The following is a 13,062-nucleotide window of genomic DNA, read 5'->3' on the forward strand; positions in this document are numbered from 1 at the left end:
GTGTTGTGAGTTGTTGTTTATATAATATTTATTTCGCTAAAGCGGAAATAAAAAACGCACTTAAAATTGAGTGCGTTTTTTATTAATTTATTTCAAGTTCAAATTGTGTTAAGTCTTTAAACTGTTGCAAGCGCTCGAAGATTTCTTCGTCTGTTAACGTTTGCATACGTTCTGTTCCAAATTTCTCTACACAAAAGGATGCTAATGCAGATCCATATATTACAGCGTTTTTCATATTCTCAAAAGATATATTGCCAGTTTTGGCAAGATAACCTGCAAAACCACCTGCGAAAGTATCTCCTGCTCCTGTAGGATCGAAAACTTCGGCTAAAGGTAAAGCTGGAGCATAAAACATGTCACCATCATTAAACAGTAAAGCACCATGCTCTCCTTTTTTAATAACTACATATTTTGGTCCCATTGTATGAATTTTCTTTGCAGCATTTACTAAAGAATATTCTCCAGATAATTGTCTTGCTTCTTCATCGTTAATGGTAATAACGTCTACATTTTTAATTACTGAAAGCAAATCGTCCATTGCGATATCCATCCAAAAATTCATAGTATCTAAAATAGCCAATTTGGGTTTTTTAGACATTTGATCAAGCACACTTTGTTGTGTTAAAGGATGCAAGTTTCCAAGCATTACAATATCTGCGTCTTTGTAACTTTCTGGAACAACTGGAGTAAAAGTCTCTAGTACGTTAAGTTCTGTCGCTAAAGTATCGCGAGAGTTCATATCGTTATGGTATTTACCACTCCAAAAGAAGGTTTTGCCATCTTTCACAATTTCTATACCTTCGATACTAACTTTTCTTTCGGTTAAAAGATCTAAATATTCTTGAGGAAAATCACCACCAACAACAGACACTGCTGCTGCATCTACGTTATCGAAATTGGCTGCCGAAAAACCTATGTAAGTCGCTGCGCCACCAAGAATTTTATCAGTTTTACCAAATGGTGTTTCAATAGCATCAAAAGCTACTGTTCCTACTATTACTAATTTACTCATGTAAAAGTTCTTAAATTAAAGTGCAAATATAGGTTTTTTAGTCGCTGCTTTTTCAATTTACTTTCTTAATAAAACGGAATAACGATTAAGTTAAATTTATAGATATTAGCAACTCACTTACAAAAAAGAACAGTTCGCTATTCTTTATTTTTTTTGAAGCTTTAAATCTTTGATGTTTGCTTTAAATTAATAAGAAATATTATGAAAAAAATACAAAAAGCATTGGTTTATGCGTTGATTGTAACTGTTGTTATTAATGGTTTTGGTTTTATAATTAATGCTATAATTTATGACTTAGATAAAGCTACTGTAGATATATTATATATTGGGCCAATAAGTTTTGCTTTGTTTTTTGTACCATGTTTATTTTCTGCTATTTACTACCAAGATAGTGTGTTTAAAAATCTAAAAACTATAATTAAAGGAATCTTAAAGCCTGGACTGTTTTCCTTTACAATTATATATGTATTAGGTTTTGTTTTTACGGTTATTAAGGAAGGTTCTAATTGGTCTCACCTAACGATAGCGTTACCATTTAGTGTATTTGCTTTTTTAATAAGTGTATTTAGCGTGCTTATTCTATTCCTTTTAAGCAAGTCTAATAAACTCAAAAAAACATCAAAAGCAATCCAAATAAGACCATCTATTACCATAGTGCTTGTTCATTTTTTATGGATAACATTAGCTTATTTTATGCTGTTCCACTTTGGTAACTTTTCTTTGGCAAAATTCCATGTGCTTTTTAATACTTTTATTAGTGGGCTTTTGGTTGTTCTATTTGTTTATTTTTCTTTCCGTTATATTTATAAAAACATGAAAAGCAAATATTGGATTATAGCTATTTATTTTATTGCTGTTTTTATTATCCCTTTTGTTTTATCTCTAGTAAATTTGTATATTACTTTTGATAATATTTTAATAAAAATCACAAGACTTCTACTATTTATTTCAACACCATATTTCTTTTTTTTAACATTAGCTACTCACACCTATTTCATCTATCTAATCAACAAACAAGAAAAACTAAACCTAAAACAAATAGGGTTAGAAGCCTCTTTAAAATACCAACAATTAAAATCGCAAATAAGCCCACATTTTCTATTCAATAATATTAGTGTTTTAACTGGTTTAATTGAAGAGAACCAAGAAAAAGCAGTTAAATTCTCAGAAGATTTATCTAAAGTCTATCGCTATTTTTTAGATCAAGAAACGCAAGACTTAGTTACTTTAAAAGACGAAATATCTTTTGCTAATAAATACATAGCACTGTTAAAAGTACGCTTCGAAAATACTTTAATTTTTAATAATAAAGTAGAACATGCAAATGCCTTTTATATTCTACCAATGGCACTGCAACAAGTTTTTGAGAATGTAGTAAAACATAACGAATTAAGCACAGATAACCCAATAACAGTAGCAATGTCTATTGATGATAATTTTATAATAGTCTCAAACACATTACATCCAAAATTATCTACAGAGACAGATAAACCAACAGGATTGGAAAACATTAAAAACAGATATACCTATTTTACAGATGAAAAAGTAATTATTGATAAAGACAATAACCTATTCACAATTAAATTACCATTATTAAAACCAGAAGTGTAATGAAAGTAGTCATTATAGAAGACGAGTTAGCATCAAGCAGAAGACTAGAGCGTATGTTAAGTGCTTTTAACTACGAGATTGTTATTAGTTTGGTTTCGGTTAAATCTGCTATAGAATGGTTTAAAAATAATGAACATCCAGACGTGTTATTTTTAGATATTCATTTATCAGACGGTTTGTGCTTTGAGATTTTTAAGCAGGTAAAAATTAAAAGTCCAATTGTTTTTACAACAGCATATAGTGAATATAGTATTAAGGCTTTCGACTATAATAGCGTCTCCTATTTACTAAAACCAATTAATAAAGAGGAACTTGAAAAAGCGATACAAAAAGCCAATACATTCTATACAAATGAAAAAGAATTAATTGAATTAAAAGAAGTTATAGAAAATGAAAACATTCAAGTTTATAAAACTGAATTTGCTGTAAGAATAGGAAAGAAAATAAAAATTATTAAAACGGAAACTATTATTTGTTTTTATAGCGAAGACAATGCTACTTATCTAAGAAGCGACAATTGTAATTATATTATAAATGATGCTTTATCTAGTTTAGAAACGAAACTAAATACAAAGCAGTTTTATAAAGTAAACCGAAAGTTTATTATTAATAGAGAAGCAATCGACAATGTTATTTCTTACACCAACAGTAGATTTAAAATTGAATTAAAAAACTATAATAAGAGTGAAATAATTGTAAGTCGAGAGCGAGCAAAAGACTTTAAAAATTGGCTAGATTATTAATATACGTAAATATTACGTATATTTAATGTAAATATTACGAATATGAAAACTATTAAAAAAAGAAAGGAAGTACTTTTAGACGAGGAGGTAATACGTCTTTTAGAATTTAAGGCTAAAAAAGCTGGTAGAACCTTAAAAAATTATATGGAATTTGTGTTACATAAAAAAGCAGATGAAATCACCTCTGAAAATGAAGACAAAACTATCGAAATAAAAAAAGCACTCCTTGAAAGTAGAATACAAAGTAAAAAAGGTTTAGTAAAAGAGCATAGCCAAGTAATTAATGCTGCTAAAAATAGAGTAAATGGAAATACTGTGGACAAAGCAAGCTGAAGATTCCTTTAATAAAACCATAGATTATTTATTAGAAAAATGGACTTTAAAAGAAGCAAATAATTTTATAGATATTGTAGATCATACTATTTTTCAAATCTCTAATAATCCTGAGCTTTTTAAAATTTCAATTTTTGATGTAGAAAGTAGAGAGGCTGTTATTACAAATCAAACAAGTTTGTTTTACAGAATAGTAAATGCACAAACTATAGAAATTGAATATTTTTGGAATAATTACAGAAATCCAAATCATTTAGAAAAATCTGTAAAGGATTCTTAAATCTACTTCCTCCCAAAATCTGCAGGTATTTCTCCCCAAGCTTTAGTTTCCCATTTTACAATGGTAGTTTTGTAATCGTTTTCTTTTAACCACTTTACAGCACGTTCCACCAAGTCGTAAACTGGTTTGTTTTTTGCGTTACGTTCCAGTTTACTATTACATGTTTTTTTACGAACCCAACTCATGGCAGTTCTAGAGTCTGTGTAAATAATACGTTCGCTATCGTGTTTTTTTAAAAAGCTTAAACCATGAACTAAAGCTAAAAACTCACCAATATTATTTGTGCCTTGCGCAAAAGGACCTTGAATAAACAATTGCTTTTTAGATTTTGTATCCACACCACGATATTCCATAATTCCAGGATTTCCGCTAGAAGCAGCATCTACTGAAATAGAATTGTAATTTGGCAATCCTATTTTTTTAAGTTGTGCTGCAGACAACTCGCTCTTATACGTTTTATTCTTTCCTATGTAATCAAAGTAATTACCATTTAAAGCTTCTTTTGCAGCATCAAAAGTGGTAAACGATTTATATTGCGCACCTTCGTAGTCTTTTATTTGTGCTTTGCAAGTGTTCCAAGAGTCGAAAACACCAGTGCGATGTCCTTTCCAAACGGTGTAATATTTCTTTTTCTTTTTACTCATATTGTCATTCCTGCTAAGGCAGGAATCCATTTAATTTTAGTTTTTGTAATTCAGAGCGATAGCGAAGAATCTTTATTTCTTTGTAAATAAAAAGACTCTTCAGTATTATTTAGGTTAAATACTTTTAATTAAAATTATATTTAAATTTAGGTAGCCTTGTAAATAATCTATTTATTCTTTTAATAACCCATCAACCACCTCTGGAAAATGTTCCATCTCCAATTTATGAATTTTAGCAGCAACATCTTCTGCAGAATCTGACGCTTTTACCTCACATTTTGCCTGAAAAATAATAGCTCCTTCATCATAATGTTCATTTACATAGTGAATTGTTATACCTGTTTCAGTTTCTTTTTGGTTAACAACAGCATTGTGAACATGAATGCCGTACATGCCTTTTCCACCAAATTTTGGTAGCAAAGCAGGATGCACATTTATCACTTTATTAGGGAAATGTTTAAGGATATGTTCAGGGAATTTCCAAAGAAAACCAGCTAAAACAATCAAGTCTGGATTAGCAGATTTTAAGATGTTTAGAACAGTTTCTGTTTCTGTAAAGGCTATTTTATTAAATGATAAGGCGCTAACTTTCAGTTTTTTACACCTGTCTAAAACTTTGGCACGTGGATTGTTAGTTAGTACTTGAATAACAGACGCATTGTCGCTATTTTGAAAAAACCTTATTAAATTTTCAGCATTACTTCCGCTTCCGGACGCAAAAATTACTACACGTTTCATTTTCTAGAATTCAATGTTAAATCTTCAAACAAAAAAAAGAATAATTATTAACAATTACGGGCTAAAAGAGAAATACCTCGAAATAAATTATTAACTTTCGAAGTCTTTTTTAATAGAAAGATCGGTTTTAAAATAAAGTTTTTTATTTTTGCCTCTTAATTAAAACTAAAAAAAATTAAAATTATGTCAGACATTGCATCAAGAGTAAAAGCGATAATCGTAGACAAATTAGGTGTTGACGAGAACGAAGTTGTAACAGAAGCTAGCTTCACAAACGACTTAGGAGCAGATTCGTTAGACACTGTTGAATTAATTATGGAATTCGAAAAAGAATTCGATATCCAAATTCCAGACGACCAAGCAGAAAACATTGCAACAGTTGGTCAAGCTGTATCATATATTGAAGCTGCAAAATAAGCACTAATATTTATGGAACTAAAGCGAGTTGTAGTTACAGGTCTAGGAGCACTTACACCTATAGGTAATACCAAAGATGAATATTGGGATGCCTTATTAAAAGGTAAAAGTGGTGCAGCGCCTATAACTTATTTTGATACTGAAAAGTTTAAAACAAAATTTGCTTGTGAGTTGAAAAATTTTAACGTGACCGATTTCATTAATAGAAAAGACGCACGTAAAATGGACAGGTTTACGCAGTACGCAATGGTCGCATCTGATGAGGCTATTGCGGACTCTAAACTTAATTTAGATACCATCAACAAACTACGAGTTGGTGTTATTTGGGGAGCAGGAATTGGAGGTCTTGAAACCTTCCAGAACGAAGTACTAAACTTTGCCGCTGGAGATGGAACACCAAGATTTAATCCATTCTTTATCCCAAAAATGATTGCAGATATTGCACCAGGAAACATATCTATTAAAAATGGATTTATGGGACCTAATTACACAACCGTATCTGCTTGCGCATCATCTGCTAATGCAATGATAGATGCTTTAAATTATATTCGCTTAGGACATTGCGATGTAATTGTTACTGGTGGAAGTGAAGCCGCTGTAACTATTGCAGGAATGGGTGGTTTTAATGCCATGCACGCCTTATCTACAAGAAATGAAAGCCCACAAACAGCTTCAAGACCTTTTGATGGAACTAGAGATGGTTTTGTATTAGGTGAAGGAGCAGGAGCAATTATTCTTGAAGAATATGAGCACGCTAAAGCAAGAGGCGCAAAAATATATGCTGAGGTATTAGGTGGCGGAATGTCGTCTGATGCTTACCACATGACAGCTCCACATCCAGAAGGAATAGGAGTTATTGCAGTTATGAGAAACTGTTTGGAAAACGCTGGTTTAAAACCTGAAGACGTAGACCATATTAACACACACGGAACATCGACACCGCTTGGTGATGTTGCCGAACTTAAAGCGATTTCAGAAGTTTTTGGTGATCATGCTAAAAACATCAACATAAATTCTACTAAGTCAATGACTGGTCATTTATTGGGTGCTGCAGGTGCTATTGAGTCTATTGCTTCTATATTAGCAATGGAACATGGTATTGTGCCACCAACAATTAACCACACTGTTGTTGACGAGAACATAGATAGTAATCTAAACTTAACGCTTAACCAGCCTCAAAAACGTGAAATTAACGTTGCAATGAGTAATACTTTTGGTTTTGGTGGACATAATGCTTGTGTATTATTTAAAAAGTTAGACTAAATCTTTTAATGAAAAGAATTCGAAACATATTCTCAAAATCGAAGGAAGTAAGAGGAGAGTTCTTTATCACAATTTCAGAAATTATAGGCTATAAGCCAAAAACGATTAAACACTTTAAAACAGCGTTTACACATCGTTCTATGAATATTAAAAACGGTAAAGGTAACATAGTAAACTATGAGCGTTTAGAGTTTTTAGGCGATGCTATGCTAAGTGCTGTAATAGCACACCATTTATACATAGAAGTTCCAAGTGGAGACGAAGGCTACTTAACAAAAATGCGTTCTAAAGTGGTAAGTAGAGAACACTTAAACGAGCTTGGACGAGATTTAAAACTTATAAATCTTGTAAAAAGTAAAATTCCAAAAGGACAATTTGGTGATAATATTCATGGTAATTTGTTTGAATCTCTTGTTGGAGCAATCTATTTAGATGGTGGATACCAAACCTGTGAAAAATTTATATACAAACGTGTTATCACTCCTTTTGTAGATATAGAACAACTTGAAGGTAAGGTTATTAGTTATAAGAGTTTACTTATTGAATGGTGCCAGAAAGAAAAAAAGACATTCGATTATAATGTTTACGAAGATACAGGCAACGATAATATTCGTCATTTTTCTGTAAAATTATCTATAGACGATAAAATAGTATCCAAAGGCAGAGCAACTTCAAAAAAGAAAGCTGAAGAAAAAGCATCAAAACGCGCTTTTTTCGTTTTTCAAAATCAAATTTCAAAAGCTTTTTTATAAGTTTTATTATCCTTTCCTATTTAACAATAAATTAAAAGCAACTACAACGTTTTCGTATTATTTTCTTGTTAAGAATACCTAAATAAGGTAATTAAAACCATTTTAAATACTATATTTACAATTATTTCAATTTTGAATATGGCAATTAAAAAACTTGTTTTAAACGATTTTTTAGAAGAAGAAAGCTTTTCATTAATTGGTATTCACTGCACTATTAAAGATTATCGTTTGGCTTATTTGCTTAACAAAGCATTAAATTTAAGTTTAACCAGACAAGACAACGATATAGATAATAATAACCAACAAACAACATTCTCTATTTTCGAATGGGAAGACGACACACAATTTAAGACCTGGAATTTAGTATCTAATGTATGTAAAGTAGTAAAAAATCAAATTGATAATAATGCAGGTTCATTGTTTAGTTTTAACCAAACAAAAACGTATCATTTAGTGCCAGAATATAGCAAAGCTAATTATCTGCTAAAAATTAATAATGAGTGTCATACTAATAAAGAAAAACTCATTTTAGATAAAATACTTAAAATAGATCAAGTTATTACAGCTTACAGTATTGCTCCTGAAAGCTTAAAATCTAAAGATCAACTAATATTTAACTAATGCAAAAAAGAAAAAAAACCAAGATAGTAGCGACCTTAGGTCCTGCAACAAGTTCAAAAAAAGTTTTAAAAGACATGTTAGACGCAGGTGCTAACGTTTTTAGAATTAATTTTTCTCATGCAGATTACGACGATGTAAAAGAACGTGTACAAATGATTCGTGAATTAAACGACGAATTTGGTTACAACGCTTCAATTCTTGCCGATTTACAAGGGCCAAAGCTACGCGTTGGAATGATGAAAGGCGATGTTTTTGTTAATCTTGGTGATGAAATTGTTTTTGCAACAGGAGAACGTTTTGTGGGCACAAAAGAACGTGTTTATATGACTTATGACAAGTTTCCACAAGATGCAAAACCAGGAGAACGTATTCTTCTAGACGACGGAAAATTATTATTCGAAGTTATTTCTACAGACAAAAAATCTGAAGTTAAAGCCAGAGTTATCCAAGGTGGTCCTCTACGTTCTAAAAAAGGAGTAAACTTACCTAATACAAATATTTCTCAGCCAGCACTTACAGAAAAAGATATTAAAGACGCAAAATTCGCTTGCGAATTAAAAGTCGATTGGCTAGCATTATCATTCGTGCGTCATGCCGAAGATTTAATGATCTTGCAAGAACTTATAAAAGAACATAGCGAACACAAAATCCCAATTATAGCTAAAATTGAAAAGCCAGAAGGTGTTGCAAACATCGATAAAATTGTTGCTTATTGCGATGGTTTAATGGTAGCACGTGGTGATTTAGGAGTAGAAATTCCAGCAGAAGAAGTGCCATTAGTGCAAAAGCAACTCGTGTTACGTGCAAAACGTGCTAGAATACCAGTAATTATTGCCACACAAATGATGGAAACCATGATCGATAGCCTTACGCCAACACGTGCAGAAGTTAACGATGTTGCAAACTCGGTTATGGATGGAGCAGATGCTGTAATGCTATCTGGCGAAACAAGTGTTGGTAAATATCCAGTACAAGTAATCGAGCAAATGGCAAGTATTATTCGTAGTGTTGAGGATAGTGATTTAATTACAGTGCCACACGAGCCACCAACTATTAGAACTAAGCGTTACATAACAAAATCTATTTGTTATCACGCAGCACATATGGCAAACGAGATCGATGCAAAAGGTATTTCTACACTAACAAATAGTGGCTACACAGCATTTCAAATTTCGGCATGGAGACCAAAATCGCACATATTAGTATTTACATCTAACAAGCGTATTTTAACGCAACTAAACCTGCTTTGGGGAGTTAAAGCCTTCTTTTACGATAAGTTTGTAAGCACAGACGAAACCATAGAAGACGTAAACAAAATAGCCCAAGAAATGGGTTACCTAGAAAAAGGAGACATGCTCGTAAGTTTAGCAGCTATGCCAATTCAAGAAAAAGGAATGGTAAATACGTTGCGTATAACCGAGATTTAGTAAGCATTATTTAGTTGCAGTAAACAGTATTTACGCAATTGTTATAAAAATAGTTTGTGCGTTTGCAAGCAACGCGCTTTCCGCTATATCTTTTTTTGCCATTTATGGCAGCAAAAAAAGGATGCCGCATCAATCACTAACGCGGACTAAGGATTGTACATATAAATTAAGACCAGTTACAATTTGTAACTGGTTTTTTTGTTTGAAATATAGTTATTCAGAATGTTAATTATACACGTCTTAAGTTAGCCTTTAGTTGTTTTTAATTCCAAGGTCCATTTGTAGTCACATTTTTTGTTTTCCCATTTTTGTCAATTTTGTATAAGCCACCAGCACACCCTAACCAAATATTCTCTTTTATGTCTTTTAAAAAAACTATTGTTGAAGTTGGAACTTTATAATTTACAAATCCATTATCTGTGTAATTGTAAACTCCCTTGCTTGTCGTACTAATCCATAAATTGTTTGAGTTGTCATTGTAAATTGAGTAAACATCACTTTCGTTTAGTCCTTTTATTTCAGGGAAGTTAATGAATTTGTGGCCATCATATTTATTCAATCCGCCTATACCAAATCGTCTGTCGGTATCGAGGTTGTCTTTCTCTGCCACTCTAGTTCCAATCCAAATATTCCCTTTATTATCTTCCACAATTGATTGGACATTGTTCGAGTTCAAACCTTCTTTTGTTGTGAAATGAACAAATGAGTTTCCATTAAATTTACTCGCTCCATAATTGTCTCTTCCGAACCAAATATTTCCCTTTTTGTCCTCTGAAATAGACGTGATCCAATTTTTTGTGTCAGGATTGATTTTAGTTTCTATTTTTGGATAAGGAATTGGAAATTTTTTGAATCGAGTTCCATTAAACTTGCAAACTCCATCCCAAGTTCCAATCCAAAAATTTCCTTTTTTGTCGATAAATAAATTGCTTACCATGTCGCTACAAAGCCCATCTTTTTCTGAAAAATTTGTAAATATTTTTCCATCAAATCTCGATACTCCTGCACCTGTTCCAAACCATAAGTTTCCCAAATCATCTTCAATAACGCTTGTTATTCGATTACTTGGCAACCCGTCTTTTGTTGTCAAATATTTCAGATTCGTTCCATCAAATTTTGCGACTCCTTCTTCTAAAGTTCCAAACCAAATGTTATTCTTAGAGTCTTGAAATATTTCTATCACATACTCTCCAATTTGTGAATCTACGTTTTTAGATAATTTATTAATAATAGTTTCATCTTCTTTATTTGAGTGAGATTGTCCTTGTCCTCCGCAAGAAGTTATAAAAGCGATAATGAAAACTATTAAACAGGTTCTTAAAAACATATAGGATTGTTTCATTTGTTTTTTTTCAAACTTAGGAAGAAAGATGTTTTTTTTGGCATTATAAAATGTGAAATTATGCCAAATAAGTGTAATTTTTTAATCAAGTACTAAGCTAGATTATTCTTTTTTAAAAGTAAAAATAATCAAAACCCAAATTTCAACTGTACACTAACACTCTTTTTATCTACTTTTTTAGTTTTCTTTTCTGTATTTAAATTAGACAGAGAAATACCTAGTAAACGTACAGAGTTATTCATCTTTTCTTGGTATAATAAATTTTTTGCAGTTTCAAGAATAATGTCTTTATCACTAATAAAATAGGGCAATGTTTTACTCCGTGTTTGCAAGGTAAAATCGCTGTACTTTATTTTTAATGTAATTGTTTTTCCTGCAACCTTACTTGTGTTTAAACGCTTTGAAACTTCTGTAGCTATATGCTCTAATTTTTCAAGCATAAATATTTCCGAAGATAAGTTTTCGTTAAAAGTACGCTCTGCAGCTAAACTTTTTCTAATACGATTAGGCTTAACTTCACTATTATGTATACCTCTAACTATATAATAATATTGCTTACCAGATTTTCCAAAGTTTTCTTCCAAGAATTCTAAAGATTTAGATTTTAAATCTAAACCAGTAAAAACACCTTTTTGGTACATTTTTTCTGCTGTAACCTTTCCAATACCATAGAATTTTCTAATGTCGAGCACTTTTAAAAAATCTAATACCTCTTCTGGATAAACTGTTTTTTGTCCGTTCGGTTTATTAAAATCACTAGCTATTTTAGCAACAAATTTATTTATTGAAATTCCGGCAGAAGCAGTTAAACCAACCTCGTTAAAAATACGAGCTCTAATCTCTTTAGCTATAAGAGAAGCACTAGGATTGCCTTTCTTGTTCTCAGTGACGTCTAAATAGGCTTCATCTAACGATAGCGGTTCTACCAAATCTGTATAATCAAAAAAGATAGCTCTAACTTTTTTTGAAATCTCCTTGTAACGATCAAAATTAGTTTTCACAAAAATAAGATGCGGACATAATTTTATTGCCAATCTACCAGACATTGCACTTTTAACGCCAAATTTTCTAGCTTCGTAACTTGCAGCACTAATAACACCTCTTGATCCACCACCACCAACAGCTATTGCTTTACCTTTAAGTGTTGGATCATCCATTTCTGCTACAGACGCATAAAACGCATCCATATCTACATGAATTATCTTTCTTATTGGTAAATTGTCTTGCATAATGTAAATTTACCAATTTCCTACGCAGGAAGGAATCTAAAAATAATTAAGATTCATAAAAAATAAGGTTTCCGCTTTAACGGAAAGTTAATATGATTGAAATTGAACGTAAATTCTTAGTTACTTCTAATGCATTTAAGAAAGAAGCCTTTAAACAGTACAGAACTGTTCAGGGTTATTTAAGTACCAATAAAAAACGAACAGTTCGTTTAAGACTTAAAGGAGAAACAGGATTTTTAACCATTAAAGGAGCATCTTCTAAAAGTGGATTATCTCGTTTTGAATGGGAAAAAGAAATTTCTAAAGCCGAAGCTGAATCGCTTTTGAAATTATGCAAAAAAGGAATTATTGATAAAATAAGATATGAAGTTAAAGTGGGTAAGCATACTTTTGAAATCGATGAATTTTTTGGCGAAAATGAAGGTTTAATAGTCGCTGAGGTTGAATTAAATTCTGAAGAGGAAAGTTTTTTAAAACCAGATTGGTTAGGAAAAGAAGTAACTGGTGAGACTAAATATTATAATTCACAACTAAGTAAACAGCCTTTTACCAAATGGTAATCAAATTAAATAGATTAAAAAAGCCACATCTTAGGATGTGGCTTTTTTGGTTTTATTAGTTGGTTAAACTTGTATTTTGGTTTAGTTATT

At 31.5% G+C, this 13,062-nt stretch carries 15 protein-coding genes; 10 read left to right on the forward strand and 5 right to left on the reverse strand.

Features of this window, described 5'->3' with window-relative positions; translation table 11 throughout:
- Window positions 1-82: 82 nt before the first annotated feature.
- Complete coding sequence (locus Q0C58_RS10250) at window positions 83-1,012, reverse strand: PfkB family carbohydrate kinase (RefSeq protein WP_290700972.1); 930 nt, start codon at window positions 1,010-1,012, stop codon at window positions 83-85.
- Between the two features lie 201 nt (window positions 1,013-1,213).
- Here Q0C58_RS10250 and Q0C58_RS10255 point away from each other — a divergent pair, with 201 nt between their 5' ends.
- Genes Q0C58_RS10255 through Q0C58_RS10270 form a run of 4 tightly spaced genes read left to right on the forward strand, consistent with a single transcriptional unit; the run spans window position 1,214 to window position 3,979 of the window.
- Window positions 1,214-2,623 (forward strand): sensor histidine kinase, encoded by a 1,410-nt coding sequence (locus Q0C58_RS10255; RefSeq protein ID WP_290700974.1) that lies wholly within the window; start codon window positions 1,214-1,216, stop codon window positions 2,621-2,623.
- Window positions 2,623-3,366 (forward strand): LytTR family DNA-binding domain-containing protein, encoded by a 744-nt coding sequence (locus Q0C58_RS10260; RefSeq protein ID WP_290700977.1) that lies wholly within the window; start codon window positions 2,623-2,625, stop codon window positions 3,364-3,366. Before Q0C58_RS10255 ends, Q0C58_RS10260 begins: the two co-directional genes overlap by 1 nt.
- Window positions 3,367-3,408: 42 nt before the next feature.
- The gene (locus tag Q0C58_RS10265) at window positions 3,409-3,699 is read left to right on the forward strand and encodes a hypothetical protein (protein WP_290700980.1); all 291 of its coding nucleotides are present in this window, start codon (window positions 3,409-3,411) and stop codon (window positions 3,697-3,699) included.
- Window positions 3,671-3,979 (forward strand): type II toxin-antitoxin system RelE/ParE family toxin, encoded by a 309-nt coding sequence (locus Q0C58_RS10270; RefSeq protein WP_290700983.1) that lies wholly within the window; start codon window positions 3,671-3,673, stop codon window positions 3,977-3,979. Before Q0C58_RS10265 ends, Q0C58_RS10270 begins: the two co-directional genes overlap by 29 nt.
- A 2-nt stretch (window positions 3,980-3,981) precedes the next feature.
- Here Q0C58_RS10270 and Q0C58_RS10275 read toward each other — a convergent pair whose 3' ends face one another.
- Window positions 3,982-4,623 (reverse strand): ribonuclease H family protein, encoded by a 642-nt coding sequence (locus tag Q0C58_RS10275; protein ID WP_290700986.1) that lies wholly within the window; start codon window positions 4,621-4,623, stop codon window positions 3,982-3,984.
- A 171-nt stretch (window positions 4,624-4,794) separates the two neighbouring features.
- Window positions 4,795-5,361 carry a phosphoribosylglycinamide formyltransferase gene (locus Q0C58_RS10280; RefSeq protein ID WP_290700988.1) on the reverse strand — a complete coding sequence of 189 codons (567 nt, stop codon included), beginning with the start codon at window positions 5,359-5,361 and terminating at the stop codon, window positions 4,795-4,797.
- Between the two features lie 183 nt (window positions 5,362-5,544).
- Here Q0C58_RS10280 and Q0C58_RS10285 point away from each other — a divergent pair, with 183 nt between their 5' ends.
- The 5 genes from Q0C58_RS10285 to pyk all read left to right on the forward strand — a co-directional run bounded on the left by Q0C58_RS10285 (window position 5,545) and on the right by pyk (window position 9,841).
- On the forward strand, window positions 5,545-5,778 hold the full coding sequence (locus tag Q0C58_RS10285) for an acyl carrier protein (protein WP_013869581.1): 234 nt from the start codon (window positions 5,545-5,547) through the stop codon (window positions 5,776-5,778).
- Window positions 5,779-5,790: 12 nt separating this feature from the next.
- The gene (gene fabF / locus Q0C58_RS10290) at window positions 5,791-7,041 is read left to right on the forward strand and encodes a beta-ketoacyl-ACP synthase II (protein WP_290700991.1); all 1,251 of its coding nucleotides are present in this window, start codon (window positions 5,791-5,793) and stop codon (window positions 7,039-7,041) included.
- A gap of 8 nt (window positions 7,042-7,049) precedes the next feature.
- Entirely contained in the window at window positions 7,050-7,793 is a 744-nt protein-coding gene (rnc, locus tag Q0C58_RS10295; RefSeq protein ID WP_290700994.1) for a ribonuclease III, read from the forward strand.
- A 138-nt stretch (window positions 7,794-7,931) separates the two neighbouring features.
- On the forward strand, window positions 7,932-8,414 hold the full coding sequence (locus Q0C58_RS10300; protein WP_290700997.1) for an IPExxxVDY family protein: 483 nt from the start codon (window positions 7,932-7,934) through the stop codon (window positions 8,412-8,414).
- On the forward strand, window positions 8,414-9,841 hold the full coding sequence (gene pyk / locus Q0C58_RS10305; protein ID WP_290701000.1) for a pyruvate kinase: 1,428 nt from the start codon (window positions 8,414-8,416) through the stop codon (window positions 9,839-9,841). Before Q0C58_RS10300 ends, pyk begins: the two co-directional genes overlap by 1 nt.
- A gap of 262 nt (window positions 9,842-10,103) precedes the next feature.
- Here pyk and Q0C58_RS10310 read toward each other — a convergent pair whose 3' ends face one another.
- The gene (locus Q0C58_RS10310; RefSeq protein ID WP_290701003.1) at window positions 10,104-11,183 is read right to left on the reverse strand and encodes a two-component regulator propeller domain-containing protein; all 1,080 of its coding nucleotides are present in this window, start codon (window positions 11,181-11,183) and stop codon (window positions 10,104-10,106) included.
- 128 nt (window positions 11,184-11,311) lie between these two features.
- Window positions 11,312-12,412, reverse strand: a complete 1,101-nt coding sequence (gene dinB, locus Q0C58_RS10315) for a DNA polymerase IV (RefSeq protein WP_290701006.1) — start codon at window positions 12,410-12,412, stop codon at window positions 11,312-11,314.
- Window positions 12,413-12,504: 92 nt separating this feature from the next.
- Here dinB and Q0C58_RS10320 point away from each other — a divergent pair, with 92 nt between their 5' ends.
- Window positions 12,505-12,972: a CYTH domain-containing protein gene (locus tag Q0C58_RS10320; RefSeq protein ID WP_290701009.1), complete on the forward strand. Its 468-nt coding sequence runs from the start codon at window positions 12,505-12,507 to the stop codon at window positions 12,970-12,972.
- The last annotated feature ends 90 nt before the right edge of the window (window positions 12,973-13,062 follow it).

It is taken from the genome of Lacinutrix sp., from assembly GCF_023299985.1.
Lineage (GTDB): Bacteria > Bacteroidota > Bacteroidia > Flavobacteriales > Flavobacteriaceae > Lacinutrix.

What these genes read in the sequence shown, in the direction of transcription:
- Q0C58_RS10250 (WP_290700972.1), bottom strand. Translation starts at nt 1,012, where the DNA reads ATGAGTAAATTAGTAATAGTAGGAACAGTAGCTTTTGATGCTATTGAA.
- Q0C58_RS10255 (WP_290700974.1), top strand. Translation starts at nt 1,214, where the DNA reads ATGAAAAAAATACAAAAAGCATTGGTTTATGCGTTGATTGTAACTGTT.
- Q0C58_RS10260 (WP_290700977.1), top strand. Translation starts at nt 2,623, where the DNA reads ATGAAAGTAGTCATTATAGAAGACGAGTTAGCATCAAGCAGAAGACTA.
- Q0C58_RS10265 (WP_290700980.1), top strand. Translation starts at nt 3,409, where the DNA reads ATGAAAACTATTAAAAAAAGAAAGGAAGTACTTTTAGACGAGGAGGTA.
- Q0C58_RS10270 (WP_290700983.1), top strand. Translation starts at nt 3,671, where the DNA reads ATGGAAATACTGTGGACAAAGCAAGCTGAAGATTCCTTTAATAAAACC.
- Q0C58_RS10275 (WP_290700986.1), bottom strand. Translation starts at nt 4,623, where the DNA reads ATGAGTAAAAAGAAAAAGAAATATTACACCGTTTGGAAAGGACATCGC.
- Q0C58_RS10280 (WP_290700988.1), bottom strand. Translation starts at nt 5,361, where the DNA reads ATGAAACGTGTAGTAATTTTTGCGTCCGGAAGCGGAAGTAATGCTGAA.
- Q0C58_RS10285 (WP_013869581.1), top strand. Translation starts at nt 5,545, where the DNA reads ATGTCAGACATTGCATCAAGAGTAAAAGCGATAATCGTAGACAAATTA.
- fabF (WP_290700991.1), top strand. Translation starts at nt 5,791, where the DNA reads ATGGAACTAAAGCGAGTTGTAGTTACAGGTCTAGGAGCACTTACACCT.
- rnc (WP_290700994.1), top strand. Translation starts at nt 7,050, where the DNA reads ATGAAAAGAATTCGAAACATATTCTCAAAATCGAAGGAAGTAAGAGGA.
- Q0C58_RS10300 (WP_290700997.1), top strand. Translation starts at nt 7,932, where the DNA reads ATGGCAATTAAAAAACTTGTTTTAAACGATTTTTTAGAAGAAGAAAGC.
- pyk (WP_290701000.1), top strand. Translation starts at nt 8,414, where the DNA reads ATGCAAAAAAGAAAAAAAACCAAGATAGTAGCGACCTTAGGTCCTGCA.
- Q0C58_RS10310 (WP_290701003.1), bottom strand. Translation starts at nt 11,183, where the DNA reads ATGAAACAATCCTATATGTTTTTAAGAACCTGTTTAATAGTTTTCATT.
- dinB (WP_290701006.1), bottom strand. Translation starts at nt 12,412, where the DNA reads ATGCAAGACAATTTACCAATAAGAAAGATAATTCATGTAGATATGGAT.
- Q0C58_RS10320 (WP_290701009.1), top strand. Translation starts at nt 12,505, where the DNA reads ATGATTGAAATTGAACGTAAATTCTTAGTTACTTCTAATGCATTTAAG.